Here is a 26,260-nt window from a genome sequence, read left to right as displayed (position 1 = left end):
CCCGCCCACCGCCGCCGAATCGGGGACGATTATTTGTGATAGTACGACGAAGGGTCCGACGAGATGGTGTTCAAGAAAATCACCCTCGTCGGTCGGAGTGCAGAGAGTTTCGACGCCGCCGTCGACGACGCGATTAACCGCGCGGAGGAGACGCTCGCGGGCGTCCACTGGGTCGAAGTAAAGGAACTCGGCGTCGAACTCGCGTCCGTCGAGACGCGAGAGTACCAAGCCGAAGTCGAAGTCGCGTTCGAACTCGAAGCGAAAGACGACGAGTAGCGGCGAACTCGCCCGCGTCGAGGCGCTGGCGGCTGCCCCGGTTCGCGCCGGTTCCGCGCCGTCTCACCCGCCCGCGGGTCGTCCCGACGGCTTCTTATCCGCCCGCGCCGCCACATTCGAGAAGCGAATGCCTCGGCTCCTCCACTACTCCGACATCGAGAACGTCTTCGACGACTCCGAGCGCGCCGGCCGCCTCGCGGGCTGTGTCCGCGCCCTCGACGGCGACGACACCCTCGTGGTCGGCTCCGGCGACAACACCGCGCCGGGCGTCCTCTCGCTCGTCGAGCGCGGCGGGCAGGCGCTCGACTTCTACGACGCCGTGGACGCCGACCTCGAAACGTTCGGCAACCACGACTTCGACTACGGGCCGAGCCGGACCCGCGAACTCGTCGCCGCGAGCCGGCCGACGTGGGTCACGAGCAACGTCCGCGGCGAGGACGGCGGTCGGTTCGCCGCCGCCGAGGGGAGCGTCCCGCGAACGACCCGCGAGGTGGACGGGCTGACGCTCGGCTTCTTCGGCGTCACCGACCCCGCGACCGGCACCATCAACCCCGAGGCGACCGACCTCGACTTCGCGGACCCCTACCCGGCCGCCTCGGCCGCGGCCGACGCCCTCAGGGACGACGGCGCGGACCTCGTCGTCGCGCTCTCGCACCTCGGGAGCGGCGACGACGAACTGGTCGCCCGGTGCGACGTGGACCTCGTCCTCGGCGGCCACGTCCACGCCGAGCGCGACGACGTGGTCGACGGCGTGCCAATCGTCCGCCCCGGCGCGAACGGCCACGTCGTCTGGGAGGTCCGCGTCGCCGCCGACCGAATCGAGACGGTCCGTCACCGGACCGCCGAGTACCGGCCCGACGCGGAACTCGTCGCGGCGCTGGAGGGCCGGGTCGACGCCGCCGGACTCGACGAGGTGCTCTGCCGCATCGACCGCCCGATGGACCGCGCCGAGGAGACCGTCGCGGCCGGCGAGTGCCGCGTCGGCAACGCCATCGCCGACGCCTACCGCTGGGCGACCGGCGCGGACGTGGGACTCCAGAACAGCGGCGGCATCCGCTCCGGCCCGCCCGTCGGCCCCGAGATAACCCACGCCGACCTCGTGAGCCTCGTCCCCTTCGAGGAGCACCTCGTCGTCGCCGACGTGACCGGCACGGAGCTCTTAGCGGCGTTCGGAGCCGCCCGCGGTGCCGAGATGGGCTTCGGGGAACCGGACTGGTGGCACGCCCACGTCAGCGGCGCGCGCATCGTCTGGGACGACGACCGAAACGAGGTCGTCGAGGCGTTCGTCGGCGGCGAGCCACTCGACCCGGAGGCGCGCTACACCGTCGCCACGAGCGACTACCTGCTCCACAGCACACAGGAGTTCCCGGCCATCACGCAGGCCCACCGGGGCGGCGAGTTCGAGATTCAACACGACGCGCTGGCGCGCTACGCCCGCGAGGTCGGCTTCGACGCCGCCGTCGAGGGGCGCATCGAGCGCCGGTCGGCCACCCGCGCCGACGACTGACGGAGACGGAAAGAGCGTGAGCAACGGCGACGCGGCCGTCGGAGAGGGAAAGGTTCACGCACGCCCGGCGAGTGGTCTCGGAGTATGACACGGGTCGTGGTCCCGGTTCGGTACCCGCTCTCGAAGCACTCCCGGGCGACGCTCGAAGAGGCCGTCCGCGTCTCGCGCGAGCGCGACGCCGAGCTGACGGTCCTCCACGTCGACCTCTACCAGTCGAACCGCGGCGTGACGCGGACCGAACTCAAGCGGGCAGTCGAAGCCGAGTTCGGGCCGCTCGTCCGCGCGCGCTACGTCGTCCGTCGGGGATTCCTCGTCGAGGAGACGATTCTCGAAGAGGTCGCCGCCGAGGAGGCCGACATCGTCGTCATCGGGTCGAAACAGGCGAGCCGCTGGCGGCGGATGCTCCGCCGGTTCCTCGACGACCCCGACATCGACGTGTTCCTCCGCGAAAAGCTCGACTGCACGGTCATCACCGTCCGCGCCGACGACTGAGCCGGCGGCGCACGGACCGGTTCGGTTCGAGTTCGGACTCGGATTCGAGTTCGGGTTTCCCCGTTTTCGATGCGACCAGCTTCGACTGCGTTCGCCGTTCCCCGTCAGTTCTCGGCGGTGTCCGCTGACTCCGCGTCCGCCGAGTCCGGGGCGTCGGTCGCGTCGGCCGAATCAGCCGCATCGACCGGGGCTTCGCCGCCCTCCCCGTCGGAGACCGACTGGACGGGCGCTCCCGGAGCCGGCGACGCGGTGGCGTGACGCCGGTTCGCGGCCTCGTCGCCGGTGACGTGGAGGCTCCCGCTGGTCTCGTCGAAGACGAGGTGCGTGTGCGGGTAGGCGAACTCGACGGTCGCGTCGGACTCCTCGACGAGCGTCCAGAGCCGCGTCTGGACCTCCGACTGGATGCGGCCGATTTTGTACGGTTTCAGCGCCCAGTAGCGGAGGCGCAGGAGGACGCCGTTGTCGGCGTAGGAGTTGATGTAGGCGGTCGGCTTCGCCGGGTAGCGGGCGCTCCCGATGCGGATGTCGGGGCCGCCTTCGACCACCGCGTCGCAGTCGCGGGCGGCGCGCTCGACGAGGTCGCGGGCGGCGTCGATGTCGGACTCGTAGGTGACGAGCACGTCGAGCGACAGACGGGTCCGCTCGTCTTCCGCGGAGTAGTTGATGACGTCGCGGTCGCGGATGTTCGAGTTCGACATCACGAGAAAGGTGTTGTCGAGGGTGAATATCTTCGTGTAGCTCAGGGTAATCTCGTCGATGAAGCCCTTCGTGCCGTCGTCGAGTTCTATCATGTCGCCGATTTCGAACGGCTGGTCCGAGAGGACGAACACCCCGTTGATGATGCTCCCGACGATGGGCGCGAGAACGATACCGAGCACCGCCGAAAACACCGTCACCGAGAGGACGATGTCGCCGAGTTCGAGGCCGAGGACGTTCGCGCCGACGCCGACGCCGACGAGGACGATAGAGAGGCGGACGATTCGGAGCACCGTCTGGGCGACGCTCTGCCGGCGGAACTGTCGGGCGACCGGCCGGCCGAGCAGGCGGACGATGTACTTCGAGAGCCCGACCGACAGGGCGACGATGACGAGGGCGACGGCGATGCGCCACCCCGGAAACAGGAAGTAGTCCGGCACGAACGGCGGCGGCGTGAGCGCCGTCGACTGGAGCGGGGCGACCGCGAGGTGGCTCCCCGCAGTCGATACCCCGCCGACCGCGGCCGACGCGTCGGCAACCCCCTCGACTCCGTGCATGGAACCCGCAACGGGGAGCGGCGAAAAAAGGGTTGTTACTCCGGGGGTTCGGTCGCGGTGAACGGCTACGTGTCGGGCCGTCGCAGTATCCGCACGGCCGACGCGACGACCGCCCGCCTCGCCGCGCTTCGTCCCGTTTGTCCCGATTCGTCCCGCTTCGCCTGATTCGACTCGCTCCACCCCGCTCCGCTCTGCTCCACCCGTCGCCCTGCCGTCCCGCGACGCTCGCCGGCCGCCCTGCCATCAGTTGTGCCACTTGTTTTCGGAATTTCGTGCTACTCGGATTTCAGTAAATGATTTAGGTGATGCCGTACACGTCACGAGCATGGCTGACGAACTGCGGCTCACCATGGAGCGAGTCGGTGAGCGCTTCAACCTCGGCGAGTACGAGATAGACGCGTATCTGGCCGTTCTCGAACACGGACAGTTGACGGCGAGCGAAATCGCGGACCGAACCAGCATCCCCCAGCCGCGGGTGTACGACACGGTCCGAAGCCTGTCGGACCGCGGCCTCGTCGAACTCCGCGAGTCGCGCCCGATGAAAATCGTCGCCGTCGACCCCGACGACGCCTTCGCGAACGTCAAGACCTCGCTGGAGGAACTCATCGAGGAACTGGAGGCGCGCTACACCGCCCCCGCCCGCGACACCGAGGCCGTCTCGCTCGTCAAGTCGCGGTCGACCATCCTCCGCTACATCGAGGAGATTATCGAGGCCGCGGAGTACGAACTCGTGCTCTCGTTGACGCCCGACCTGCTCCGTCGCTTCCGCGACGACCTCGCGGCGGCCATCGACAGCGGCGTCAGCATCGACCTGCTCGTGACGCCCGCCTCCCGCGCGCCCGACCCCGAGGAGTTCAACTACCTCGACGTGGCGACCATCGCCCGCGCCCGCCGCGGCATCACCTCGCCCGTCCTCGCGGTCGCTGACGGCGAGTACTCCATCTACGCGACCCAGGACGCCCTCCGCGACGACCGCGACCGCTACGGCGTCATCTTCAACCGCTCCGCGCTCGGCTTCCTCGTCAGCGGGTTCTTCGGGACCGTCCTCTGGAGCACCGCCGAGACCATCGTCGCCAACGGCAAGCGCCGGCCGTTCCCGCGGCGCTACGCCTCTATCCGCCGGGCCGTCAAGGACATCCGCGAGATAGACGGCGACTTCTACGCCTCCGTCTCCGGCCGCGACATCGAGACGGGCGACCCCATCGTGGTCGAAGGCCGCGTCATCGAGACGGCGTTCGAGGACACGGAGGAGGTCGCGTCGCTCCACATCGAGACCGAGGAGGGCGTCGTCGAGGTCGGCGGGCTGGTCGCCGCGCTCGAAGACGTGGAAGGACAGGAGATTCTGCTCGGCCGCGACGAGGTTCCGAACCGCGACGAAATCGTCTGAACTCGCAGCGTCAGTCACCGCACGCATCGCCGCACGCAGCTTTTCGGGCCCCCTCGCCTCGCCGGCCACCGGCTACTCGTCGGGGAACTCGTAGACCACCGCGCCGCAGTCCGCACAGCCGAGCACCTCGTGGTCCGGCGAGTCGTACAGCCCCGCGGTGCCGCCGCAGCAGTTGCGCGTCGTCGTCTCCTCGACCGGGCCGCCGCAGTCCGGACAGACCTCGACGAACATCCGCATCGGCTCTGTGGCCGCGAGCGCGACCGTCGGGTCGACCCCGCGCTCGACGACCGCGTAGAGCGTCGCCACGTCCGCGATGGCCTGCGGCCGGGAAATCCACACGGACATCGAGGGGCCGTCCAGCGAGATGCCGTCGAACTCGGCGTCGACGGTCGCCTCGAACGGGACCGCGTTGGCGACCGCCTCGGCGAGTTCCTCGTCGGTGGTCTTCCGGAGCGTCGCCATCGTCGACTCCCACTCCTCGCGGGCGTCGTCAGTGAGGAACAGGCCGTCTGCTTCTTCGACGAGGACGCCCGCGTTCAGGAGCGCCGACAGCATCGCGTCGGGGTCGACGTCGGCGTCGAGCGACTCCGAGCGGCGGTCCGAGGTCGACCCTTCGCCGCCGTGGTCGAAGACGCCGGCGAGGCCGGCCGCCGCGACCAACCGCGGCGCGAACGAGGGCGTACCGGGGACGACGTAGCCCCGGAGGTACACCGACAGCGCGCCGCCGACGAGGACGAGGAGACCGGCGACCGGCGAGAGCACGCTGACCGCGAGACCGACGACGACGACGAGTGCGACGTTGACGGCGGTACACGGGAGACAGCGGTTCTCGCCGGTGTGTTCCGGTCGCCTGAGTGAGTCGATGACGGACATGGTGTGAACAGTGGGGCTGTGAGGGGTGTGCGTTCGCGGTGGTCAGTTCGCCGGGGGCGTCTCGGTCTCGGCCGCGCCGAGGCGGACCGCCTCGCCCGTCTCCGACGAGCGGTAGATGGCGTCGATGACGCGCTGGACGGCGAGACCCTGTTCGACCGTGTTGCGGCCGGGGTGTTCGCCCTCGGCGACGGCCGCGAGGAACGCCTCCTGTTCGGTCTTGTGGGTGTCGTTGTCCTGCGTCTCCACGTCCGTCGTCGAGAGGTGGTTGCCGCCGCCGACGCCGTCCTCGTAGAACTGGAGGTCGTGGCTCGCGCGGTCGAAGCGGACGCCGCCCTCCGTGCCGCGGAGGAAGAACTCGTCGTTGGTCGGGCGGTTCGTCGCCCACGCGACTTCGAGGGAGATGGTCGTCCCCTCGTCGGTGCGGATGAAGGCGCTCGCGGAGTCGTCCACGTCGAAGGCCTCCGGGCCCACGTCCTCGCCCCACATCTCGACGAAGGTGTAGTCGTCGCGGTCACCGAACTCCGAGCGGGTGACGCCGGAGACCTCGACGACCTCGGGGAAGTCGAGGAAGTAGAGCGCGAGGTCGATGGCGTGGACGCCGATGTCGATGAGCGACCCGCCGCCGGCGATTTCCTTCGAGGTGAACCACGACCCGCGCCCGGGGATGCCGCGGCGGCGGACGTAGTTGGCCTCGACGTGGGTCACGTCCCCGAAGCGGCCCTCCTCGTAGTGGTGGCGGACGACCTCGACGGGGTTGGCAAAGCGGTTGTTGAAGCCGACCATGCAGAAGCCGTCGGCGTCTTCGGCCGCCGCGGCGATTCGCTCGGCGGATTCGAGCGAGTGCGCCAGCGGCTTTTCGAGCAGCACGTCGAGGCCGGCGTCGAGCGCGGCGACGGCGTACTCCTCGTGGAAGCGGTTCGGCGTGGTGATGATGACCGCGTCGACTTCCTCGAACAGTTCCGACTTCTCCTCGTAGGTGTTCACGTCGTACTTCTCCGCGAAGCGGCGACGGGCGTCCGCCTGAATGTCGAGGCCGCCGACGAGGGTCGCGCCGAGGTCGACGAGGCGGTCCGCGTGGTGGTGTCCGATGTTGCCGAGGCCGACGATGCCGACCCGGACGGATGATTCGGTACTCATGATTCGATGATTAACTACTGGTGGTGTTAAGTTTCACGTTCTTTGGGCTGATTTGCCAGAATCGACCGCGAGACCCCGGTCAGAGAGCGTTTTCACTGTGACGGGTGGCACGCAATAGAGGCGGGGTGAGGCGAGCAACACGGGTCGAGTCGGGTCAGTAGAGCTGTTCTTCTCGCTCTTTGCGTTCTTCCTCGCGGCGTTTTTCTTCCTTGAGGCGGCGTCGCCCGCGGAGGTACTGCTTGCCCTTCGGGATGAACTTGTTCTTCAGGTCGAGCAGGAACGAGACGATGCCGTAGGCCCAGAAGAAAAACAGGACGGTCATCCCGCCGAGGTAGAACAGGCCGAGTTCGTTGACCATTGTGTGGGTGAGTGTGCTGTGGGTTGGTTCGGTGCGCGTTGTGCGGGCTGTGCGAGTCGGAGGCGGGACGGCGACGAACCCGGGAGCCCCGGGAGCGGGCCGCGTTACGGCCGCGTCAGTCGTCGCTTTCGGCTTCCGTGCCGGGCGCGCCGCTCGTCTGGACGGGCGTCTCGATGCCGTGGCTGATGGCCTCGCCCGTCGCCGTGTCGAAGAGGTGGACGCGCGAGCGGTCGAGGACGACCGTCACGTCTTCGTCCTCCGCGATGTCGGTGTCGGGGGCGACGCTCATCAGCAGTTGGTCGTTGGCGACGCCGCTCGTGTCTTCGAGGTCCGTCTCGGCGGACTCCGAGAGCTTCAGGTAGACGAATATCTCGTCGCCCATCGGTTCGAGCACGTCGGTCACGGCGTCGATGCGGTGGCTCGGGTTCGATACGAGCGACTCCTCGTCGACGAGATACACGTCTTCCGGGCGGATGCCCATCGTGACGTCCGTCCCCGGTTCGACGCCGAGGTCCGCGGGGTCGAACTCCACGTCGATGTTGGTCGACGAGAAGCCGTCAGTCGTGACCTCGCCGTCGAGGAAGTTCATCGACGGCGAGCCGATGAAGCCCGCGACGAACAGGTTCGCCGGCTCGTTGTAACAGACGAGCGGCGGGTCGATTTGTTGGAGTTGGCCGGAGTCGATGACGGCGATGCGGTCGGACATCGTCATCGCCTCCGCCTGGTCGTGGGTGACGTAGATGATGGTCGTGTCCAACTCCTTGTGGAGGCGCTGGAGTTCGGTCCGCATGTGGACCCGGAGCTTCGCGTCGAGGTTCGCGAGCGGTTCGTCCATCAGGAAGACGCCGGGGTTCCGGACGATGGCGCGGGCGATGGCGACGCGCTGGCGCTGGCCGCCGGACATCTCGTCGGGCATGCGTTCGAGCATCCCCTGCAACTGGACGATTTCGGCGGCGCGCTCGACGCGGCGCTCGATTTCCTCCTTGTCGTAGTTGCGGAGGCGGAGCCCGAAGGAGATGTTGTCGTAGACGTCCATGTGGGGGAACAGCGCGATGTTCTGGAACACCATCGCCACCCCGCGGTCCTTCGGCGGGAGGTTCGTCACCTCGCGGTCGCCGATGAACACCTTCCCCTCCGAGGGGATGGTCAGCCCCGCTATCATCTCCATGGTCGTCGACTTGCCGCACCCCGACGGACCGACGAGACAGATGAATTCTCCGTCGTCGATGTCGAGGTTCATGTCGTCGACCGCCGTTACGTCGTCGTAGTGCTTGCTTACGTGTTCGAGTGTTACGTCTCCCATGATTACTCCTTCAGCGCTCCTGCGGTCAGTCCACTCACGATGCGTTCCTGTGCGATAATGACAAGAATTGCCACGGGTAAGACCCCCACGATTGAGGCGGCGGCCATCAGGTTGTACGGGGTGTCGAACTGCCCCTGATACTTCAGGATACCCGCGACGATGGGGGCCCACGAGTCGGCCTCGCCGTTGTTCATCAGGAACGAGAAGAAGAACTCGTTGTAGACGCTGATGAACGTGAGGACGCCCGCGGTCGCCACGCCGGGTGCCGAAAGCGGCACGATGACGCGGAACAGCGCGCCCAGTCGGGTCGTTCCCTCCACCCGCGCCGCGTCCTCCAACCCGTCGGGAATCTGCCCGTAGAAGGTCGTGAGGATGAATATCGACAGCGGCAGGAACAGCGCGCTGAACGGGAACACCATCGGTGCCGGCGTGTTGAACAGGTCCGGCGTCGATATCGTCACCATCCCGATGCTAATCGCCGTGTTCCCGGTGAACAGCTCGAAAAGCGGGATGAGGAACGCCGCCGGCGGGAAGTAGCTGATGGCGAGGATGCCGAGCATCAGCACGCCCTTCCCGGGGAAGCGGAGGCGGCCGAAGACGTACCCCGCGAGGCTGGCGATGAGCAACACGAGCACGGTGGTCGTGATGCCCAGCACGAAGCTGTTGAACATGTAGAGGTGGAACGGCACCCGTTCGAACATCGCGATGAACACCTCGGGGTTGAACCCGTTGGGCACGAGCCCCATATTGGCGATGAGGTTGTTCGGCGTGAGCGCGAGCACGAGCAGCCAGTAGAACGGGAACAGCGTCGTGACGAGGAAGAACAGCATCGCGACGTAGAACATCGCGCGGTAGACCCGGTCGGGGTTCTTGATGGCCGAGTCGACCCAGCGGCCGAGCGGCCCGCGCTTCGTCTCGGGGTCGTCGGAGCCGATGCCGGCTCCCGGAGTTTCACTAGCCATCTCAGATTCCCTCGCTGGCGAAGTTCACGATGTACACCGAGACCACGACGGCGATGATGCCCGCGGTGACGAACGCCACGGTCGCGGAGGTCCCGTACAGCGGCGTGTTGAACGTCGTGACGACGAGACACGACAAAGACGGGACCGTCTGACAGCCGGCCATGGTCTGGATGATGCCGTAGACGCGCATCGCGTCGATGGTGCGGAACAGCATCGCCACGAGCACCGTCGGCAGGATGAGCGGGAAGGTGATGAGCTTGAACTGCTGCCAGCGCGACGCGCCGGCGACCTTCGCCACGTCGTACAACGACCGGTCGATGCTCTGCATCCCCGCGAGGATGAGAAGCGCCATGAACGCCGAGGTCTTCCACACGTCGGCCACGATGATGAGGAACAGCGCGTCGGCGGTGTTCCGAAGCGGCGTCGTGCCGATGAGCCCGAGTTGGTTCAACAGCGCCGGGTTCTCGCTCGTGCCGACGAGGAAGCCGATGTTCGGCTGGAACATCAGATACCAAATCATCCCCTGGATGACGATGGGCACGGCCCACGGGATGATGATGGCGACGCGGACCCACCGCCGCCCGCGGAAGTCCTGGTCTAAGATGAGCGCCTGACCGAAGCCGATGAGCGTTTCGAACAGCACGCTGAACACGGTGAAGATGAGCGTCACCGCGAGCGCGCTGGCGTAGATGTTCGTGACGAAGGGGAACTCCGAGGTGAACGTCGGGAGGAACTGCGACGGCAGCGCGTAGTTGCGCGCGCCGGAGAACAGGTCGACGTAGTTCTGCAGTCCGACGAACTCGCCGAGCCGCGCGCTCCCGGTCAACTGGTCTGCGAACAGCGACATGCTGAACGTCGAGACCAGCGGGTAGACGGCGATAACCCCCAAGAGGACGAGCGCGGGCGTCAAAAGCAGGTACGCGAACTGCGTCTCGGAAAGCGACTCCATCCAGTTGACGGCCGAGGCGTACGGGCCGCTTCTCCGGGTGTCGGAAAGTGTCTCCCCTGATTGTTGTTCGGTAGCCATGTCAAATGATAACGTGTATGTTTGTTACGTCTCGGTAAAGACGTTGCTCTACGCGTTCTGCTCGATCTGTTCGAGCTGTGATGCGAGGTCGGACATCGCCTGTTCGGGGGATTTCTCCTGGGCGAACGTGGCGTTGACCTCCTGGGCGATGCGGCCGGACTGCTGCGGCCAGACGACGGAGACCGGGCGCGGAATCGCGTTCTCGCCGGCGACCTTCAGGGCGTCGAGGTAGCGGCCGATGATGGGCACCTCGGCGGCCTGGTCGGAGTCGAGAAGCGACGGGCGCGGCGGAATCCAGCCGATGATGCGGAACATATCGAGCTGGAACTGCTCGGTCTGCATCGTCCGAAGCACCTGCACCGCGGCCTGCTTCTGTTCGTCCGAAGAGTTGGGGTTCATCGTCATGTGCCAGCCGCCGAGGGCGGCGACGGGGCCGCCGGTGCCCTCGTACTGGGCCTCGTCGGCGGTGACGCCGTACGGAATCGGCATGACGCCGAGGTCCTCGCCGAAGCCGGTCTGGTCGTTTTCGTCCGAGGGCTCCGCGCCGTTGATGACGATGGAGTACGGCCAGTTGCGGTGCATGACCGCGTTGCCCGTCGTGAAGGGCTGGCGGGACGGGTCTTCGGTCCACTGGAGGACCGCCTCGGGCGAGATACCGCCCGTGATGCCGTCGAGGGCGTACTCGTCGTCCTCGCCGTGAATGAGCGTCCGGACCATCCGAATCGCGTTGATGACCGGCTCTTCTTCGACCGTGATGGGGCGGTCGCCGATGGGGCCGAACAGGTTCTCGCGGCCGCCGAAGTACGCGCCGCCGTACGAGGTCATGAACTCGTTGAAGTCACAGCACGACAGGCCCTCGTAGACGTCCGCCTGGAACGTAAAGCCGTTCTCGATGTCCTCGTTGGCGTCGAGCGCCTCCCGCGTGATTCGCGAGAACTCCTCCCACGACATCGACTCGGTCGCCCACGTCGAGAAGTCGTCGTCGGTGTAGCCGGCGTTTCGAAGCAGGTCCTTTCGGTACTGAATCGTCGGGAAGTCGGGGAACAGCGGCTGTCCGTAGAGGTCGCCGTTCGGCCCCGTCGCCGTCGAGACGCTGGCCTCGAAGTACTCCTCTTCGATGGTCGAGGTCAGTTCCGACGGGAGCGACTGCGAGAGGTTCTGCAGTTGGTTGCGGGCGATGAACGGAATCGTCCACCCGCTGTCCATCATGAGCAGCGTCGGCTCCGAGCGACCGCCGGAGAGCCACTGCTGGTACTGCGCCTGCCGGTTGTCCGTCACCTGCGACCCCGCGAGGATGTCGATGGAGATGTTCTCCGGGAGGCCGGCGTCCCGAAGGGCCTGCACGACTTCCGCTTCCGCTTCCGCGACGCGGGTGTCGGCGGCCCACTGAAGCGTGATCTCTTCTGTGGTCTCCTCGGTGTTAATCGGCGTGTCGGTGTCGGCGTCGGTCTCGCCGTTCCCGCCGCCGTTGTCGTCACCGCCACCCGTACTGACGCAGCCTGCCAGCCCGACGGCGACGCCCGATGCGCCGGCCGCCTTCACAAAACTACGTCGAGAGACGCCAGTACGCTTGCCCTTGCGTGAGTCAGCATCAACCATTACAGTCTGTATTCTACAATTAGTGATTATTTATAGTTTTGGTGCTGGCCACTACCGGTGTTGTAGTAAACTACTTGATAATAGTATCTGCGCCCCGAAATTCAATCAATCCAATGATTGTAACAATCGTATATTATGATTGTAGGCTGAAAACTTAGTCCTTGCCCGGCGCGGGCCACCTCGGCGATTTCGGCGCCTCGATTCGCTCGATATCGTCGTCGCTCAGGGCCACGTCGAGCGCGCCGACGTTCTCTTCGAGGTGGTCGAGTCGCCGCGGGCCGATGATGGGCGCGTCCACGACGGGCTTGTGGAGCAGCCACGCGAGCGACACCTGCGCGGGCGTCGCCCCCTTTTCGTCGGCGATGGCGCGAATCGCGTCGAGGACGGCCCAGTTCTCGTCGGTAAAGCGGTTCGACGTGTACTCGTCCGAGTTCGCGCGCGTGCCCGCCGGCACCTCGGCGTCGCGCTCGTACTTGCCCGTGAGGAAGCCGCCCGCGAGCGGCGACCACGGGACGACGCCGACGCCTTCGCCCTCGCACACCGGAAGCAGGTTCGCCTCCTCGTGGCGGTCGACCGCGTTGTACTCCGGTTGCATGCAGGCGAAGCGTTCGAGGTTCTCCACGTCGGCGGTGTACAGCGCCTTCGTGAACTGGTACGACGACATCGTGGACGCGCCGACGTAGCGGACCAGCCCCTCCTCGACGAGGTGGTCGAGCGCCGACAGCGTCTCCTCGATGGGGACGCCGTCGTCCCAGCGGTGAATCTGGTAGAGGTCGATGTAGTCGGTGCCGAGGCGGTCGAGGCTCGCGTGCGCCTGGTCGATGATGTGCTTGCGCGAGAGCCCCGATTTGTTCGGCCCGTCGCCCATCGGAAAGTAGACTTTCGTCGCGATGGCGAGTTCCTCGCGGTCGCGCTCGGCGATGGCCTCGCCGACGATTTCCTCCGACTCCCCGCGGGAGTAGGCGTTCGCCGTGTCGAGGAAGTTGATACCCGCGTCGAGCGCGCTGTCGAGGAGGTCAAGGCTCGCCTGCCTGTCGTTCATCATCCACTCCGCGCTGGAACCGAAGTTCATACAGCCCAGACAGAGCCGCGAGACTTCGAGTCCGGTGTCGCCGAGGTAGGTGTACTCCATGTCGGTCACACCGGTTCATACACGAACGACAATGATAAGCATACTCACAATACGGTAGTGAGAGAAACGATCACGGAGGCGCGGAGACGTAATCGCTTTACCCTCGCCTCCGGAACCCGAGGTGTATGGACGGGCGCACACGCGAGTACCTCGAAGGTCGCTTCGGTGACTACTACCGGAGCACCGACGTTCCGCTCCCGCCCGCGCCGGGCGAGCGAGAGTGGGGCGTCATCCCGTGGTCGGCCGGCGGCACGCGGATGCACCGCCACCAGTCGCTGCTCGACCTCGGGGACCTCTCGGACTACCTCGCCCGCAGCGCCCCTCGACACGTCTACTTCTCGTCGGCCCGGTTTGCGGACCCCGGAGCGGGGTCGATGGACGACAAGGGCTGGCGCGAGGCGGACCTCGTCTTCGACATCGACGCGGACCATCTCCCCGGCGTCGACCCCGAGACGACGGGGTACGCCGACATGCTCGACGCCGGGAAGGAGGCCCTGTTGGACCTCCTCGACCTCCTCGAAGACGACTTCGACTTCGAGGAGATGCAGGCGGTGTTCTCCGGCGGCCGCGGCTACCACGTCCACGTGCGCGACGAGTCGGTCCGCGGCCTCGACAGCGAGGCCCGCCGCGAAATCGTGGACTACATCCGCGCCATCGACCTCGACTTCGACGCGCTCATCGAGACGCGACAGCACGGGACGACGACCCAGCGCGTCCTCCGAACCGAGGGCGGATGGGGGCGGCGGACCCACCGGAGACTCCTCGACTTCGTGGACGCGCTGTTGGAGATGGAAGAAGACGCCGCGCTCTCGCGGCTGAAGGAACTCGACGGCATCGGCGACGGGCGCGCGAAGACGATTCTCGGCGCGTTCCGCAACAACCCCGACGCCGTCCGCGAGGGCAACGTCGAGGCCGGCGGCCCCGGCGTCAGGACGCTCGTCGAGGCGCTCGCACACGAGACCGTCGAGGACCAGACCTCACCGATAGACGAACCCGTGACGACCGACACGAAGCGGCTGATTCGCCTCCCCAAGAGCCTCCACGGCGGGTCGGGGCTCGTCGTCGAACCGCTCGACCGCGACGAAATCGACGGCTTCGACCCCCTCTCCGATGCGGTCCCGGACCGCTTCCGCGGCCGCGACATCAGCGTGAACGTGACCGACCCCGGCGCGGTCGAGTTCGACGGCGATAGCTTTACACTCGACTCCGGCGTGCAGTCGGTAGACGAGAGCCTCGGCGTGTTTCTCATGACTCGCGGTCGAGCCGAGAAGGTGACAGAATGAACGTGGACGACCTCAGGAGCGTGCTTCGGACGGAGCGACAGAAAGACAGCTTACAGCACCTCCGCGAGTCGTTTTACGAGGACGTCGCGGAGTTCATCGCCGAGCAGAAGGCGACGCGCGAACGGAAGGCCGAACAGCTCGGCACCCACTACTCGCCGGAGATTCGGCGGCTCACGGACGAAATCGAGACGGCCGAGGAGGTCGTCACCTCCATCTACGAGCGCCGCGTCGGCAAGGTCGTCAAGGCCGCGAGCTTCGCGGCCGCGGGGATGACCTCCGAGACGGACGGGCTGACCCGCGAGGAAAAGCGGCTGTTCGACGACCTCGTCGCCCGCATCGAGGAGAACCGCGGGACGGTGCTGTCCGCGCTCGAAGACGTGTCGGCCGCCGACTCGCCGCGGGGAGACGTTGCGGCGACCGACGTGACGACCGCGGAGCCGGACGCGCCCGGGGATTCCGGGCCCGCGATTCCCCCGGACGACCCCGACCCGGAGACCGCGCCGACCGGCCCCGGAACCGACGCCAGCGCTCCCGAGGCCGTCACCGGCGACTCGGCCGCGGGCGACGTGCTCGCGGACGCGATGGGCGGCGGAACCGGCGGCGACGCCTCGAACGCGCAATCGACGCCCCAACCGGACGCCGACCGACCGGCCACCGAGGTCGCCGCGGTCTCCGGTGAGTCCGGGCCTTCGGACTCCGACGCTGCGAACTCCGGCTCTGCGGATTCCGACCCCGCGATTCCGCCGGACGACCCCGACCCGGAGACCGCGGCCCCGCCGGCGGGCGACACCGACACGGTGGAACCGTCCGCGGACGACCCGCTTTCCGGCCTCGCCGACGAGCGCGAGACGGTGCGCATCACCGCCGACGTGGGGACCATCCTCGGCGTCGACGAGCGCGAGTACGACCTCGCCACCGAGGACGTGGTGACGCTCCCGGCGGCCAACGCCGACCCGCTGGTCGAGCGCGGCGCGGCCGAGCGACTCGACTGAGAAAGACCCTTCTTTCCGCCGCCTGAACAGGTGGCCATGCTCGAACCCGGCGACGACGCCCCCGACTTCGAACTGCCCGACCAGCACGGCGACCTCGTTTCACTGTCCGACTTCCGCGGCGAACACGTCGTGGTTTACTTCTACCCGCGCGCCGACACGCCGGGCTGTACCACCGAGGCCTGCGGCTTCCGCGACTCGTGGGACGAGTTCGAAAACCGCGACGCGACGGTCATCGGCATCAGCGACGACCCCGTGTCTGACCTCGATTCGTTCGCCGAGAAGTACGACCTCCCCTTTACGCTCCTGTCGGACGAAGACGGCAGCGTCTCCGCGGCGTACGACTCCTACGGCGAAAAGAACATGTTCGGCAAGACGTTCGACGGCGTGTTCCGCAACTCCTACCTCGTCGGCCCCGACGGGACCGTCGAACGGGTCTACGAGGGCGTCTCGCCCGACGGCCACGCCGACGAAATCCTCGCCGACCTCGACGGCTGAGCGGGCGGCCGGCCACTCCGCGCCCCCTCGCGTCGAACTGACAACTACCGACCGAGTACATTCTTTACAAACGACGGGTGACACACCGCATTTCCGGTGAAATAAACGCAGAACTCGTTGATTATTTCGTATCCCGAGAACCGCGTACCACTACGTAGCAGTTGGGAGTGATATGAACGTGACGGTCGCGCCTCTGAGTCGGGCGGATGGTGGGCGAACAGTCGCCATCGCTCGGTGGCTGGGACGCGTTCGGAAAAATACGTCTGAGCGGGCGTTACGAGGCGCTTACTGGAAGGTGCGACCGACTTCCGTCTCGCGGTCGCGTTCGACCTCGCTTTTCTGGAAGCGCTCTTCGATTTCCTCGTAGCGGCGGCGCACGTCGTCGGTGACGCTCGCGCCGATTTCGTCGAGGGCGTCCTCGAAGTGGTCCATCGTCACGCGGACGTTGCCGACGCTCTCGCCGATTTCCTCTTTTTCGACGCTCCGGATGAACTCGCGGGAGGCGTTCATCGACGCCTCGCGGGCGAGCGCTTCGAGGTCGGCACCGACGTAGCCGTCGGTCTTCGACGCGATTTTATCGAGGTTCACGTCGTCCGCGAGCGGCTTTTCGCGGGTGTGCACGTCGAGGATGGCGCGGCGAGCGTCCTCGTCGGGCACGGGCACGTGGACGTGGCGGTCGAGGCGACCGGGGCGCAGGAGCGCCGAGTCGATGAGGTCCGGCCGGTTGGTCGTCGCGATGACGACCACGTCTTCGAGCGCTTCGAGACCGTCGAGTTCGGTGAGCAGTTGGGAGACGACGCGCTCGGTGACGCCCGAACTCGACGAGTCGCGGCCGCGCTCGGTCGCGATGGAGTCGATTTCGTCGAAGAACACCACCGTCGGGGCGTTCTCGCGGGCCTTCTTGAACACCTCGCGGACGCCCTTTTCGGACTCGCCGACGAACTTGTTCAGGAGTTCGGGGCCCTTGATGGAGATGAAGTTCGACTCCGCCTCGTTGGCGACGGCCTTCGCCAGCAGGGTCTTCCCCGTGCCCGGCGGGCCGTACATCAGGACGCCCTTGGCGGCGTCCATGTCCATCTGCTGGAACACCTCGGGATATTCGAGGGGCCACTGGATGGTCTCGCGGAGGCGCTCTTTGGTTGGTTCGAGTCCGCCAACGTCCTCCCACGTCACGTCGGGCACCTCGACGAACACCTCGCGGAGCGCGGAGGGTTCGATGCTCTTGAGCGCCTGCTTGAAGTCGTCTTCCGTGACTTTGAGGCCTTCGAGCACCTCGGCGTCTATCTCCTCGGCGTCGAGGTCGAGCTGCGGGCGGATGCGCCGCAGGGCGTGCATCGCCGACTCCTTGGCCAGCGATTCGAGGTCGGCCCCGACGAAGCCGTGGGTGCTGTCGGCGTATTCGTCGAGGTCCACGTCGTCGGTCAGCGGCATGTTCCGCGTGTGGACCTGCATGATTTCCTTGCGGCCGTCGCGGTCCGGGACGCCGATTTCGATTTCGCGGTCGAAGCGGCCGCCGCGGCGGAGCGCGTTGTCGATGGCGTCCACGCGGTTCGTCGCGCCGATGACGACAACCTCGCCGCGCTCGTCGAGGCCGTCCATGAGCGACAGCAGCTGGGCGACGACGCGGCGCTCCACGTCACCGCCGGCCTCGCTGCGCTTGGGCGCGATGGAGTCTATCTCGTCGATGAAGACGATGGCGGGCGAGTTCTCCGTCGCCTCCTCGAAGATTTCCCGGAGCTGCTCTTCGGACTCCCCGTAGTACTTCGACATAATCTCCGGGCCGGAGATGGTGTGGAACGAGGCGTCGATTTCGTTGGCGACGGCCTTGGCGATGAGGGTCTTCCCCGTGCCCGGCGGGCCGTGGAGGAGCACGCCTTTCGGCGGCTCGATGCCGAGGCGCTTGAACAGTTCGGGGTGGCGCATCGGGAGCTCTATCATCTCCCGGACCTGTTCGAGCTCCTTGTCGAGGCCGCCGATGTCCTCGTAGGTGACGGAAGGGCCGCCGTCGTCGCCCGGCGCGGACTCCGAAATCTGCTCGGCGGGCTTCTGGCTCACCTGGAACTCGGTGTTGTCGGTGACGACGACGGTCCCGTCGGGGTCCGTCGACGCGATTTTGATGGGGACCGACTGGTTCGACGCGCTCATGAAGCCGAAGCCGAGCGGGAGCTGGACGCTCTGGCCCTGTGCGACCGGCTGGCCCGAGAGCTTGTCGCGGATGTAGGTCCCGATGTTGCCGCCGATGCGGAGGTTCTGCGGGAGCGCGATGGTGACGCGCTGTGCGGGCTTCACGTCCGCTTTCTCCACGTCCACGCGCTCGTCGATGCCGACGCCGGCCTGCTGGCGGAGGCGGCCGTCGATGCGGATGATTCCCGTCCCCTGGTCTTCGGGGTAGCCGGGCCAGACGCGGGCGATGGCGGTCCCGTCGTTCGGACCGTCGATGCGGATGAAATCCCCGCCTTCGAGGTCGAGTTCCGCGGCCGCGGCTCGGTCGATGGCGGCGAGCCCGCGGCCGGCGTCCTTCTGTTTGAGGGGTTTGACGATGAGTTTCATTTACTTGGTGAGGGTGATGGTGAGCACGCCGTTTCGAACCGCCACGTCGGCGTCGCCGCCGGCGGGGAGTTCGAACTCAGTCTCGGTCACGCGGTCGCCGGTGTCGGCCACGACGATGGCGGTCGACCCGACGATGTCCACGTCGACCTCGTCTTCCGAGAGACCCACGTCGGCCGCGATGACCCAGCTGTCTTCGTATTCGTACCGGCGAATGAACCGCTCGTTCCCGCCGGCGAACTGTTGCATGCTCATGGTAAGTCTAACCCAAGGTTAGCGTTTTGAATATATAAGCCTTTCTCCGACGAATCGGGTGACGACACCGATATGCCGCATTTCGGTTGAATTGCGGTTCACAGTCGCCACGCCTCACCGAGTAGTTCGCGGCGGAGTAACGTCAAACTAGTGGCCTCGGCAGCGGGCCGCCCGGTCGACCGACTCGCTCCGCCGCCGAAACTCGGTGCCGGCGTGGGGGTTTATTGGCTCGCGGCGACCAGTTTCGAGGTATGGAGACGGCTTCGGTGGACCACCACGGACGGGAGACAGCCTATCGACACCGCGACGCGGGGGGCGAGGGACCGACGCTCCTCTGCGTCCACGGCAGCGGCGGCGCACACGGCGTCTGGCGCGGCCAGTTCCGCCTCGCGAGCGACTACCCGGTCGCCGCACTGGACCTGAGCGGCCACGGCGACAGCGACGACGTAGACGCCGACGCCGGCTACGAGACGCTGTCGGCCTACGTCGACGACGTGGTCGCCGTGGCCGAGGAGACCGACGCGAGCGTCCTCGTCGGCAACTCGCTCGGCGGCGCGGTCGCGCTGACGCTCGCGCTCGAACGCGACCTCGACCTCGACGCGCTCGTCCTCGCGGGCACGGGCGCGAAACTCGCCGTGCTCTCGGACCTGTTGGACTGGCTCGAAAACGACTTCGACCGCGCCGTCTCCTTCCTCCACGGCGAGGACAAACTGTTCCACGCCGACGACGAGCGCCTCGTCGAGGGCTCCAAAGAAGCGATGTACGACGCCGGACAGGCGGTCACCCGCCGCGACTTCCTGTCGTGTCACACGTTCGACGTGCGCGACGAAGTGAGCGAGATTTCGGTGCCGACGCTCGCGCTCGTCGGCGAGTACGACCGCCTGACGCCGCCGTCGTACCACGAGTACCTCGCGGAGACGATGCCCGACGGCGAACTCGGGACCGTCGAAGACGCCGCGCACCTCGCGATGCTCGAACGGCCGGCGGCGTTCAACGAGGCCGTGAAAACGTTCCTCGACCGCCGCGTCGCATAAGTCGTCGCAACCGGGGGCGAGCGCGGGTCTCGGGGTCGCGCGCTCAGTACAGTTCGTCGAGGTCGTCTTCGACGTGGCTGTGTTCGTCGGCCGGGAACTCACCGGCCTCGACGGCGTCCCGGTACGCGCCGACCGCCTTCTCCATCTCCGATTTCACGTCGCCGAACTGCGCCGCGAAGGGCGGGGTGCGGTCGCTCATGCCGACCACGTCGTCGACGACGAGCACCTGCCCGTCGCAGTCGGGGCCCGCGCCGATGCCGATTGTCGGGATGTCGATGGCCTCTGTGACCTGTTTCGCGAGGTTCGCCGGGACGTGTTCGAGGACGAGCGAGAACGCGCCCGCCTCGGCGTGGGCCTTCGCGAGGTCGAGAATCTCCTGTGCGTCGTCGCGGTCGGTGCCCTGCCTGCCGTAGCCGACCTCCTTGACGCGCTGGGGCGTCAGCCCGAGGTGGGCCATCACGGGGACGCCGAGTCGGACGAGGCGTTCGGTCAACTCGACGGTGTGGGGACCGCACTCCAGTTTGACCGCGTCGGCGTCGGCCTCCTTGAGCATCCGGCCGCAGTGTTCGACGCTCGACGCCTCGTCCACGCCGACCGAGAGGAAGGGCATATCAGCGACGACGAGGGCGTCGTCGGTCGCGCGCGCCACCGCGGCGGTTCGGCTCGCCACGTCCTCGACGGTCACCGGGAGCGTCGAGTCGTAGCCGAGCGCCGTGTTACCCATGCTGTCGCCGACGAGGATGATGTCGATGCCAGCTTCGTCGACGACGCCCGCGGTCGGCGCGTCGTACGCCGTGAGCATCGTGATGGGCTCGCTACCAGCCTTCGCCCGAATGGACCGTACCGTGACCATGCGTGCCGTTCGCGCGTCCGGGTTATCAGCGTCACCCTTGCGCGCCGCCGACCGCGAGTCGCCGGGAGTCGCGGCGGTCCGCGCCGTCCCGCGCCGGTCGCCCCGACCTGCGATTGAAGTAACACTTTACTTAGGAGGGCGCGCCTGTCCGAACGACGCATGCCCGCTTTAACACCCTCCGAGCGCCGCTCGTCCCGCGGCATCTCCCCGGTCGTCGGCGTCTCGCTTCTCGTCGTCATCGTCGTCCTCCTCGCCGCGATGGTCGGGATGATGGTGATGGGGTTCGAAGACGTGCTCTCCGAGCCGCAACCGCAGGTGTCGTTCGACGTGGACTACCACCCCGACGGCGTCGACAACGGCGCGAACGGCGCGTACATCAACATCACCCACGAGTTCGGGAGCATCGAAGACGGCAGTCAGGTGTTCGTCGTCGACGACGCCAACAACCGCATCGCGTGGGAGGACGTGTGGACCGGCGACGAGGAGGTCGGTCCCGCCGGCGAGTACGCCCACATCGACGGTGCCGGCTCCGACAGCGCGCTCCGGCCCATCTGCGAGGCGGGCCAGCGCTACCGCGTCGTCATCGAACACGAAGGCGGGTCGTCGAGCGTCCTCGTCGACTACGAGATTCCGACCGAGCCGACCGCGACGAACGCCGCCTGCTGAGCGCCCGGGGTCGCGAGTCGGGCGCGCGCCGCGAGCGCGAACCGGCACGCATTAGCCGTCGCCGTGATACTGCTACCCGTGCAACCAGTCGAGCGCTCGAATCCGGACGGCGTCGATTACGGGTGGGTCATGCAGATGACGTTCGTCACGACGATTCTCGTCGGCTCGCCCATCGTCGCGGTCCTCTCGATTAACGCCGGCCTCCAGACGTGGGGCGCGCGAGCCGAGTTCGCGGTTCGCGTCGGCGCAGTTATCTGGTTCCTGACCGCCGTCGCCCTGTTCGTCTACGCCAAGCGGACCAACGCGGGCGACGGCGGGACGCCCCCCGAAGCGGAGTTGGACACCGACATCGACGCGGAAGACTGAGGCCGAGCAGCGGGCGACTGCGGGCAAACGCGGGGGCGCGCCCACGGTGGCGACGGCGACCGCGCGGCGCTCGCTCCCGGAAACTCTTTCACACGATACGGCGACGTTCTCGTATGATAGACGAGACCATCGAGGAGATTCGCGAGATGCAGACGCACAGCTCCTCGGTCGTCGCCGTCAAGGCCACGCGGGCGCTCGCGGAACTGACCGAGCGCGACTACGCGACCGTCGAGGAGTTCGAACGCGACCTCGAACGCAACGTCGGCGCGCTCAAGCGGGCGAACCCGTCGCACGCGTCGCTGTACAACGCCCTCCAGGACGTGCTTCACAGCGTCCAAGGCGAGGCGGACGACCTCGACGAGGCGCGGGAGCTCACCCTGTCGACCATCGACCGCGTGGTCGAGACCGTCGAGACGGGCAAGCGCCACGCGGCCCAACAGGCGGCCGCGACCATCGAAGACGGCCAGACGTTCCTCACCCACGACTACTCCTCGACGGTCATGGAGGCCGTCGAACTCGCCGTCGCCGACGGCGCGGAGCTCACCGCCTACGTGACGGAGGCCCGCCCGCGCTTCCTCGGCCGGAAGTTCGCGCGCGAACTCGCCGCCATCGACGACGTCGAGCCGCACCTGATGGTCGACGGCGCGTCCGGGATGTTCCTCCCGAGGTGCGACCGCGTCATCATCGGCATGGACTGCATCGTCGAGGAGACGCTCTACAACCGCATCGGGACGTTCCCGCTCGTCGCCGCCGCCAACGAGGTCGGCGTGCCGGTCACGGTCGTCGGTTCGGGCGCGAAAGTCGTCGACGGCGGCTTCCGCTTCGAAAACGAGATTCGCTCGCCCAGCGAGGTCATGCTCGAACCCGTCGAGGGCATCGAACTGGAGAACCCCGCCTACGACGCCACGCCGGTCGACCTCATCGACGAGGTCATCACCGACGAGGGCGTCATCGAGTTCTGAGCGGGCGGCGCGTCGCCCGCGGCCCGATTCGACTTCTCGCCGTTCGACCCGTCAGCCGAGGCTGACCCACTCGCCGGCCGCGTCGGAGCGCTCGATGGCGTCGAGAATCGACTGGACCTCGTAGCCGTCCTCGAACGACGGCGAGAAGTCGCCGCCGCCGGCGACCGCCGACAGGAACTCGTAGTTCTCGTGGACGAACGTGTGTTCCCAGCCGAGGACGTGGCCCGGCGGCCACCAGTGGTCGAGGTAGGGGTCGTCCTCGTCGGTGACGAGCACCGTCTCGTAGCCGCGGGCGTCGCCGGTTTTCACCTCCAGTTCGTTGAGGCGTTCGAGCGAGAACTGAAGGCTGCCCTCGGAGCCGTGAATCTCGATGGTGTGGTCGTTCTTGTGGCCGTCTGCGAAGCGCGAGGCCTCGAAGCTCCCGACCGCGCCGTTTTCGAACTCGGCCTGCGCGGTGTAGGCGTCGTCGACGGTGACGGGCCGGTACTCGTCCTCGCCGGGGACGGGCCGCTCGTCGACGAACGTCTGGAGATGCCCCGAGATGCGGTCGATGTCGCCGGCGCGGTCACCGACGAGGAACCGAACGAGGTCGATGGTGTGCGCGCCGAGGTCACCGAGCGCGCCGGAGCCGGCGGCGTCTTCGTCCATGCGCCACGTCCACGGCGCGTCGGCGTCGACGAGCCAATCCTGCAAGTAGCGCCCGCGAACGTGTCGAATATCGCCGAGTTCGCCGCTCTCGATGAGTCGCTTGGCGTACCGGATGGCGGGCACGAAGCGGTAGTTGAACGCACAGCCGGCGACGCCGTCGGCCGCGCGGGCGGCGTCGCGCATCGCCTCGGCCTCGTCGAGCGTCGGCGCGAGCGGCTTCTCGCAGAAGACGCTGGCACCGGCTTCGAGCGCGGCGATGGAGGGTTCGGCGTGGAGGTGGTTCGGGCCGAGGTTGTAGAACACGTCCACGTCGTCGACCACGTCGCGCCAGTCGGTCGCGGTCGATTCGAAGCCGAAGCGCTCCGCCGCGTCGGAAAGCGCCTCCTCGTCGCGGCCGACGATGACGGAGCGCTCCACGTCGGGCGCGTCGGGGAAGAACATCGGCAGGCGGGCGAGCGCGTTGGAGTGCGCCTTCCCCATGAAGCGGTAGCCGAGGACGCCGACGGTGAGTGGTTCAGTCATTGTGCCACCTCCGTGACCGATGCAGTACCGCGAGCGAGGCCGGAGGCCGAGTCTCGCGGCGTTTTTTGGTCCAGATTTTTGCGGTGAGTGGGTTGCGAAGCGGCCCCGAACCGGAAAAAGGTGGGCCTGAATCGGTAGCCGAGGACGCCGACGGAAAGTTTGTCAGTCATGAATTACTCCGCCCAGTAGGCGTCGCCGGGTTGCGTCTCGAAGACGGCGCGCGAGAGCACGTCGACGGCCTTTTCGAGTCCCTCCGTGGACGACGTGAGCGCGTCCTCGTGTTCGATGGAGAGCGCGCCCTCGTAGCCGACCATCCGAAGCGTCGAGACAACGTCCTTCCAGTGGCCCTCGTCGTGGCCGTAGCCGATAGAGCGGAACAGCCACGAGCGGTCGGCGGTGTCCGCGTAGGAGGTCGTGTCGAGGACGCCCTTGATTCGGGACTCGGACTCGTACACCTTCGTGTCCTTCGCGTGGAAGTGGTGGATGGCGTCCGCCTCGCCGAGGAACCGAATCGCGTCGGTGATGGAGATGTCCTGCCAGTAGAGGTGCGAGGGGTCGAAGTTCGCGCCGATGCGGTCGTTGGTCGCCTCGCGGAGCTTCAGCATCCCCGTCGGCTCGTAGACGAGCATGTTCGGGTGCATCTCGATGGCGATGTCGACGCCGTGGTCGTCCGCGAACGCGGCGAGGTCGGACCAGTAGTCGACGGCGACCTCCCACTGGTAGTCGTGGGCGTCGGCGTGCTCGGTCGGCCACGGCGCGGTAATCCAGTTCGGCACCTCGTCGTTCGGGCCGCCGGCGGGGAGTCCCGAGAAACAGGTGACGGTGTTCGCGTCGAGGGCGTCCGCGAGTTCGATTGCCTCGCGGAGTTCGGTGTCGGCCTCGGCGGCCGTCTCCTCGACGGGATGCAGCGGGTTGTTGTGCGTCGCGAGCGCGCTGATTTGCAGGTCCCGGCTCTCGACCGAATCGAGGAGGTCGGCCTGCGCGTCGTCGTCCGCGAGGACGGCGCTCCGGTCGACGTGATCCTCGCCGGGCCAGCCGCCGACGGCGAGTTCGACGCCGTCGACGCCGATGCCCGACAGATAGTCGAGCGCGTCGTCGAGGGGTTCGTCTCCGAGCGGGACGGTGAGCACTCCGATGTACATATCAACCACATATACTAGGAAGTGAATAAAAATTAAGGATACGCGCAAGGGGAGCGAGGAGGGCGCTGGCGCTCTCGAATCGGCGTCGAACGCGACGGTGTCGGTCGTTACCGGCGGAGGAACTCCGAGAGCTTCTCTCTGAGGCCTGCTTCCTCGCCGAGTCGGAGGTAGAACGCGGCCCCGCCGTCCTCGTAGTAGTTCTCGATGCGGCGGCGGACCTCGAAGCCCATCCGCTCGTAGAAATCGAGGGCGTTCGTGTTCGTCGTCCGGGCGTGGCAGGTCACGACCGGATGTTCGTCCGCGACCTCGGCGACGAGGCGCTTGCCGTAGCCCTCGCCGCGGGCGTCGGGCGAGACCGCCAGAAAGAGGATGTAGCCGTCGCGCCGCGTGGAGGCGAACGCGACGAGCGCGTCGTTCTCGTAGAGGAGATACGTGTTCGACCGCCGGTAGGCGTCCATGAAAAAGCCCCGTCGCTGCTTGAGGAGGCCCTCCTCGACCCGAATCCGCTCTTTCAGGTCCCAGGCCGCCTCGGCGTACTCGCGCTGGCCGGGGGCGTCGACCCGCATCTCCACGTTGACGCTCACGTCCCGTCGTAGCCGGAGCGAGAATATAACTCCACCGTCCGTCAGAACGCCTAGTTGAGGCCGCCGCCGCCAGATTGGATAGTCGTTCGACACGAATCGCCCGCGGACGACGGGGTTCGAGGCGCGCGCTCGCCGCCGACCGAAAGGACGAGGGTCGGCCGCGTCCGTCCCTTCGGTATGGGATTCACGCTCCGCGACCACACCGCCGACGTGGCCGTCGCGGCCGACGGCGAGAGCCTCGGTGCCGTCTTCGCCGCCGTCGCCGACGGCCTCACCGCCGCGATGTGCGACGACCCCGCCGAGACGGGCGACCGATTTTCCGTTTCCGTCCGCGCGGAGGGCCGCGAGGCGCTGTTGTTCGACTACCTCGACCAACTCATCTACGAGCGCGACGTGCGCGGCGTCCTCCCCGCGGCCCACGAGGCGACCGTCCGGCGGGAGGGCGACGAGTGGGTCGTCGAGGCGTCCGCGCGGGGCGTCCCCTTCTCCGACGTGGACGCCCGCGACGTGAAAGCAGTCACCTACTCCGAGATGCGACTGGAAGCGACCGACGCCGGCTGGGAGGCGTACGTCGTCTTCGACGTGTGAGCTGTCGGCTTCGTCTC

27 protein-coding genes are annotated in these 26,260 nt (G+C 67.2%); 12 read left to right on the top strand and 15 right to left on the bottom strand.

Annotated elements, in window-relative coordinates; genetic code table 11:
* Positions 1–63 precede the first annotated feature (63 nt).
* The 3 genes from DEQ67_RS09845 to DEQ67_RS09835 all read left to right on the top strand — a co-directional run bounded on the left by DEQ67_RS09845 (position 64) and on the right by DEQ67_RS09835 (position 2,275).
* Complete coding sequence (locus tag DEQ67_RS09845; protein ID WP_004062268.1) at positions 64–276, top strand: dodecin; 213 nt, start codon at positions 64–66, stop codon at positions 274–276.
* Between the two features lie 127 nt (positions 277–403).
* On the top strand, positions 404–1,783 hold the full coding sequence (locus DEQ67_RS09840) for a bifunctional metallophosphatase/5'-nucleotidase (protein ID WP_115861773.1): 1,380 nt from the start codon (positions 404–406) through the stop codon (positions 1,781–1,783).
* 84 nt (positions 1,784–1,867) lie between these two features.
* Positions 1,868–2,275: a universal stress protein gene (locus DEQ67_RS09835; RefSeq protein ID WP_004042855.1), complete on the top strand. Its 408-nt coding sequence runs from the start codon at positions 1,868–1,870 to the stop codon at positions 2,273–2,275.
* A gap of 104 nt (positions 2,276–2,379) precedes the next feature.
* Here the strand turns inward: DEQ67_RS09835 and DEQ67_RS09830 are convergent, their stop codons facing one another.
* On the bottom strand, positions 2,380–3,528 hold the full coding sequence (locus tag DEQ67_RS09830) for a mechanosensitive ion channel family protein (RefSeq protein WP_115802826.1): 1,149 nt from the start codon (positions 3,526–3,528) through the stop codon (positions 2,380–2,382).
* Positions 3,529–3,853: 325 nt separating this feature from the next.
* Between DEQ67_RS09830 and trmB the strand changes: the two genes are divergently transcribed.
* Positions 3,854–4,915 carry an HTH-type sugar sensing transcriptional regulator TrmB gene (trmB, locus tag DEQ67_RS09825; RefSeq protein ID WP_004062257.1) on the top strand — a complete coding sequence of 354 codons (1,062 nt, stop codon included), beginning with the start codon at positions 3,854–3,856 and terminating at the stop codon, positions 4,913–4,915.
* 72 nt (positions 4,916–4,987) lie between these two features.
* Here trmB and DEQ67_RS09820 read toward each other — a convergent pair whose 3' ends face one another.
* The 8 genes from DEQ67_RS09820 to DEQ67_RS09785 all read right to left on the bottom strand — a co-directional run bounded on the left by DEQ67_RS09820 (position 4,988) and on the right by DEQ67_RS09785 (position 13,306).
* The gene (locus DEQ67_RS09820) at positions 4,988–5,788 is read right to left on the bottom strand and encodes a hypothetical protein (RefSeq protein WP_115891497.1); all 801 of its coding nucleotides are present in this window, start codon (positions 5,786–5,788) and stop codon (positions 4,988–4,990) included.
* 42 nt (positions 5,789–5,830) lie between these two features.
* Positions 5,831–6,925: a Gfo/Idh/MocA family protein gene (locus tag DEQ67_RS09815; protein ID WP_115861769.1), complete on the bottom strand. Its 1,095-nt coding sequence runs from the start codon at positions 6,923–6,925 to the stop codon at positions 5,831–5,833.
* 154 nt (positions 6,926–7,079) lie between these two features.
* Entirely contained in the window at positions 7,080–7,283 is a 204-nt protein-coding gene (locus DEQ67_RS09810; protein ID WP_004042869.1) for a hypothetical protein, read from the bottom strand.
* Between the two features lie 115 nt (positions 7,284–7,398).
* Positions 7,399–8,586, bottom strand: coding sequence for an ABC transporter ATP-binding protein (locus DEQ67_RS09805; RefSeq protein WP_115861767.1), 1,188 nt, complete (start codon positions 8,584–8,586; stop codon positions 7,399–7,401).
* Between the two features lie 2 nt (positions 8,587–8,588).
* Entirely contained in the window at positions 8,589–9,548 is a 960-nt protein-coding gene (locus tag DEQ67_RS09800; protein WP_004061444.1) for a carbohydrate ABC transporter permease, read from the bottom strand.
* 1 nt (position 9,549) lies between these two features.
* Positions 9,550–10,497, bottom strand: coding sequence for a carbohydrate ABC transporter permease (locus tag DEQ67_RS09795; RefSeq protein WP_004061442.1), 948 nt, complete (start codon positions 10,495–10,497; stop codon positions 9,550–9,552).
* Between the two features lie 126 nt (positions 10,498–10,623).
* Positions 10,624–12,174 carry a substrate-binding domain-containing protein gene (locus DEQ67_RS09790; protein WP_115802824.1) on the bottom strand — a complete coding sequence of 517 codons (1,551 nt, stop codon included), beginning with the start codon at positions 12,172–12,174 and terminating at the stop codon, positions 10,624–10,626.
* Between the two features lie 154 nt (positions 12,175–12,328).
* The gene (locus DEQ67_RS09785; protein ID WP_115861878.1) at positions 12,329–13,306 is read right to left on the bottom strand and encodes an aldo/keto reductase; all 978 of its coding nucleotides are present in this window, start codon (positions 13,304–13,306) and stop codon (positions 12,329–12,331) included.
* 125 nt (positions 13,307–13,431) lie between these two features.
* Here DEQ67_RS09785 and priS point away from each other — a divergent pair, with 125 nt between their 5' ends.
* The 3 genes from priS to bcp are packed head-to-tail and all read left to right on the top strand — an operon-like array spanning position 13,432 to position 16,076.
* Complete coding sequence (priS, locus tag DEQ67_RS09780) at positions 13,432–14,589, top strand: DNA primase small subunit PriS (RefSeq protein ID WP_004061437.1); 1,158 nt, start codon at positions 13,432–13,434, stop codon at positions 14,587–14,589.
* Positions 14,586–15,581 (top strand): DNA replication protein, encoded by a 996-nt coding sequence (locus tag DEQ67_RS09775; RefSeq protein ID WP_115861765.1) that lies wholly within the window; start codon positions 14,586–14,588, stop codon positions 15,579–15,581. Before priS ends, DEQ67_RS09775 begins: the two co-directional genes overlap by 4 nt.
* Before the next feature lie 36 nt (positions 15,582–15,617).
* Positions 15,618–16,076: a thioredoxin-dependent thiol peroxidase gene (gene bcp / locus DEQ67_RS09770; protein ID WP_115802821.1), complete on the top strand. Its 459-nt coding sequence runs from the start codon at positions 15,618–15,620 to the stop codon at positions 16,074–16,076.
* A gap of 285 nt (positions 16,077–16,361) precedes the next feature.
* On the opposite strand, the gene DEQ67_RS09765 is transcribed toward bcp, so the two are convergent.
* Both DEQ67_RS09765 and DEQ67_RS09760 read right to left on the bottom strand, forming a co-directional pair.
* Complete coding sequence (locus DEQ67_RS09765; protein WP_115891498.1) at positions 16,362–18,626, bottom strand: CDC48 family AAA ATPase; 2,265 nt, start codon at positions 18,624–18,626, stop codon at positions 16,362–16,364.
* Positions 18,627–18,878 carry an Hsp20/alpha crystallin family protein gene (locus DEQ67_RS09760; RefSeq protein WP_004042888.1) on the bottom strand — a complete coding sequence of 84 codons (252 nt, stop codon included), beginning with the start codon at positions 18,876–18,878 and terminating at the stop codon, positions 18,627–18,629.
* Between the two features lie 251 nt (positions 18,879–19,129).
* Between DEQ67_RS09760 and DEQ67_RS09755 the strand changes: the two genes are divergently transcribed.
* Positions 19,130–19,912, top strand: a complete 783-nt coding sequence (locus DEQ67_RS09755) for an alpha/beta fold hydrolase (protein ID WP_115861763.1) — start codon at positions 19,130–19,132, stop codon at positions 19,910–19,912.
* Positions 19,913–19,955: 43 nt separating this feature from the next.
* On the opposite strand, the gene panB is transcribed toward DEQ67_RS09755, so the two are convergent.
* On the bottom strand, positions 19,956–20,765 hold the full coding sequence (gene panB, locus DEQ67_RS09750; RefSeq protein ID WP_115861761.1) for a 3-methyl-2-oxobutanoate hydroxymethyltransferase: 810 nt from the start codon (positions 20,763–20,765) through the stop codon (positions 19,956–19,958).
* Positions 20,766–20,924: 159 nt separating this feature from the next.
* Between panB and DEQ67_RS09745 the strand changes: the two genes are divergently transcribed.
* From DEQ67_RS09745 to DEQ67_RS09735, 3 genes are all read left to right on the top strand, one after another.
* A complete protein-coding gene (locus tag DEQ67_RS09745) occupies positions 20,925–21,431 on the top strand; it encodes a type IV pilin (RefSeq protein ID WP_115861759.1) in 507 nt (168 codons plus the stop codon).
* A 129-nt stretch (positions 21,432–21,560) separates the two neighbouring features.
* On the top strand, positions 21,561–21,797 hold the full coding sequence (locus tag DEQ67_RS09740) for a DUF5822 domain-containing protein (protein ID WP_006601514.1): 237 nt from the start codon (positions 21,561–21,563) through the stop codon (positions 21,795–21,797).
* 113 nt (positions 21,798–21,910) lie between these two features.
* Positions 21,911–22,759 carry a translation initiation factor eIF-2B gene (locus DEQ67_RS09735; protein WP_004061420.1) on the top strand — a complete coding sequence of 283 codons (849 nt, stop codon included), beginning with the start codon at positions 21,911–21,913 and terminating at the stop codon, positions 22,757–22,759.
* Between the two features lie 51 nt (positions 22,760–22,810).
* Here DEQ67_RS09735 and DEQ67_RS09730 read toward each other — a convergent pair whose 3' ends face one another.
* The 3 genes from DEQ67_RS09730 to DEQ67_RS09720 form a co-directional block, all read right to left on the bottom strand.
* Positions 22,811–23,929: a Gfo/Idh/MocA family protein gene (locus DEQ67_RS09730; RefSeq protein ID WP_115861757.1), complete on the bottom strand. Its 1,119-nt coding sequence runs from the start codon at positions 23,927–23,929 to the stop codon at positions 22,811–22,813.
* 173 nt (positions 23,930–24,102) lie between these two features.
* On the bottom strand, positions 24,103–25,071 hold the full coding sequence (locus DEQ67_RS09725) for a sugar phosphate isomerase/epimerase family protein (protein WP_008608883.1): 969 nt from the start codon (positions 25,069–25,071) through the stop codon (positions 24,103–24,105).
* Positions 25,072–25,178: 107 nt separating this feature from the next.
* Positions 25,179–25,655 carry a GNAT family N-acetyltransferase gene (locus DEQ67_RS09720; RefSeq protein WP_004061415.1) on the bottom strand — a complete coding sequence of 159 codons (477 nt, stop codon included), beginning with the start codon at positions 25,653–25,655 and terminating at the stop codon, positions 25,179–25,181.
* A 177-nt stretch (positions 25,656–25,832) separates the two neighbouring features.
* On the opposite strand from DEQ67_RS09720, the gene DEQ67_RS09715 reads away from it, so the two are divergent.
* A complete protein-coding gene (locus DEQ67_RS09715) occupies positions 25,833–26,243 on the top strand; it encodes an archease (protein ID WP_004061413.1) in 411 nt (136 codons plus the stop codon).
* Positions 26,244–26,260 lie beyond the last annotated feature (17 nt).

This window comes from Haloferax sp. Atlit-48N (assembly GCF_003383015.2).
GTDB classification, from domain to species: Archaea; Halobacteriota; Halobacteria; order Halobacteriales; family Haloferacaceae; genus Haloferax; species Haloferax volcanii.
This window is presented reverse-complemented; position numbering and strand designations above follow the sequence as displayed.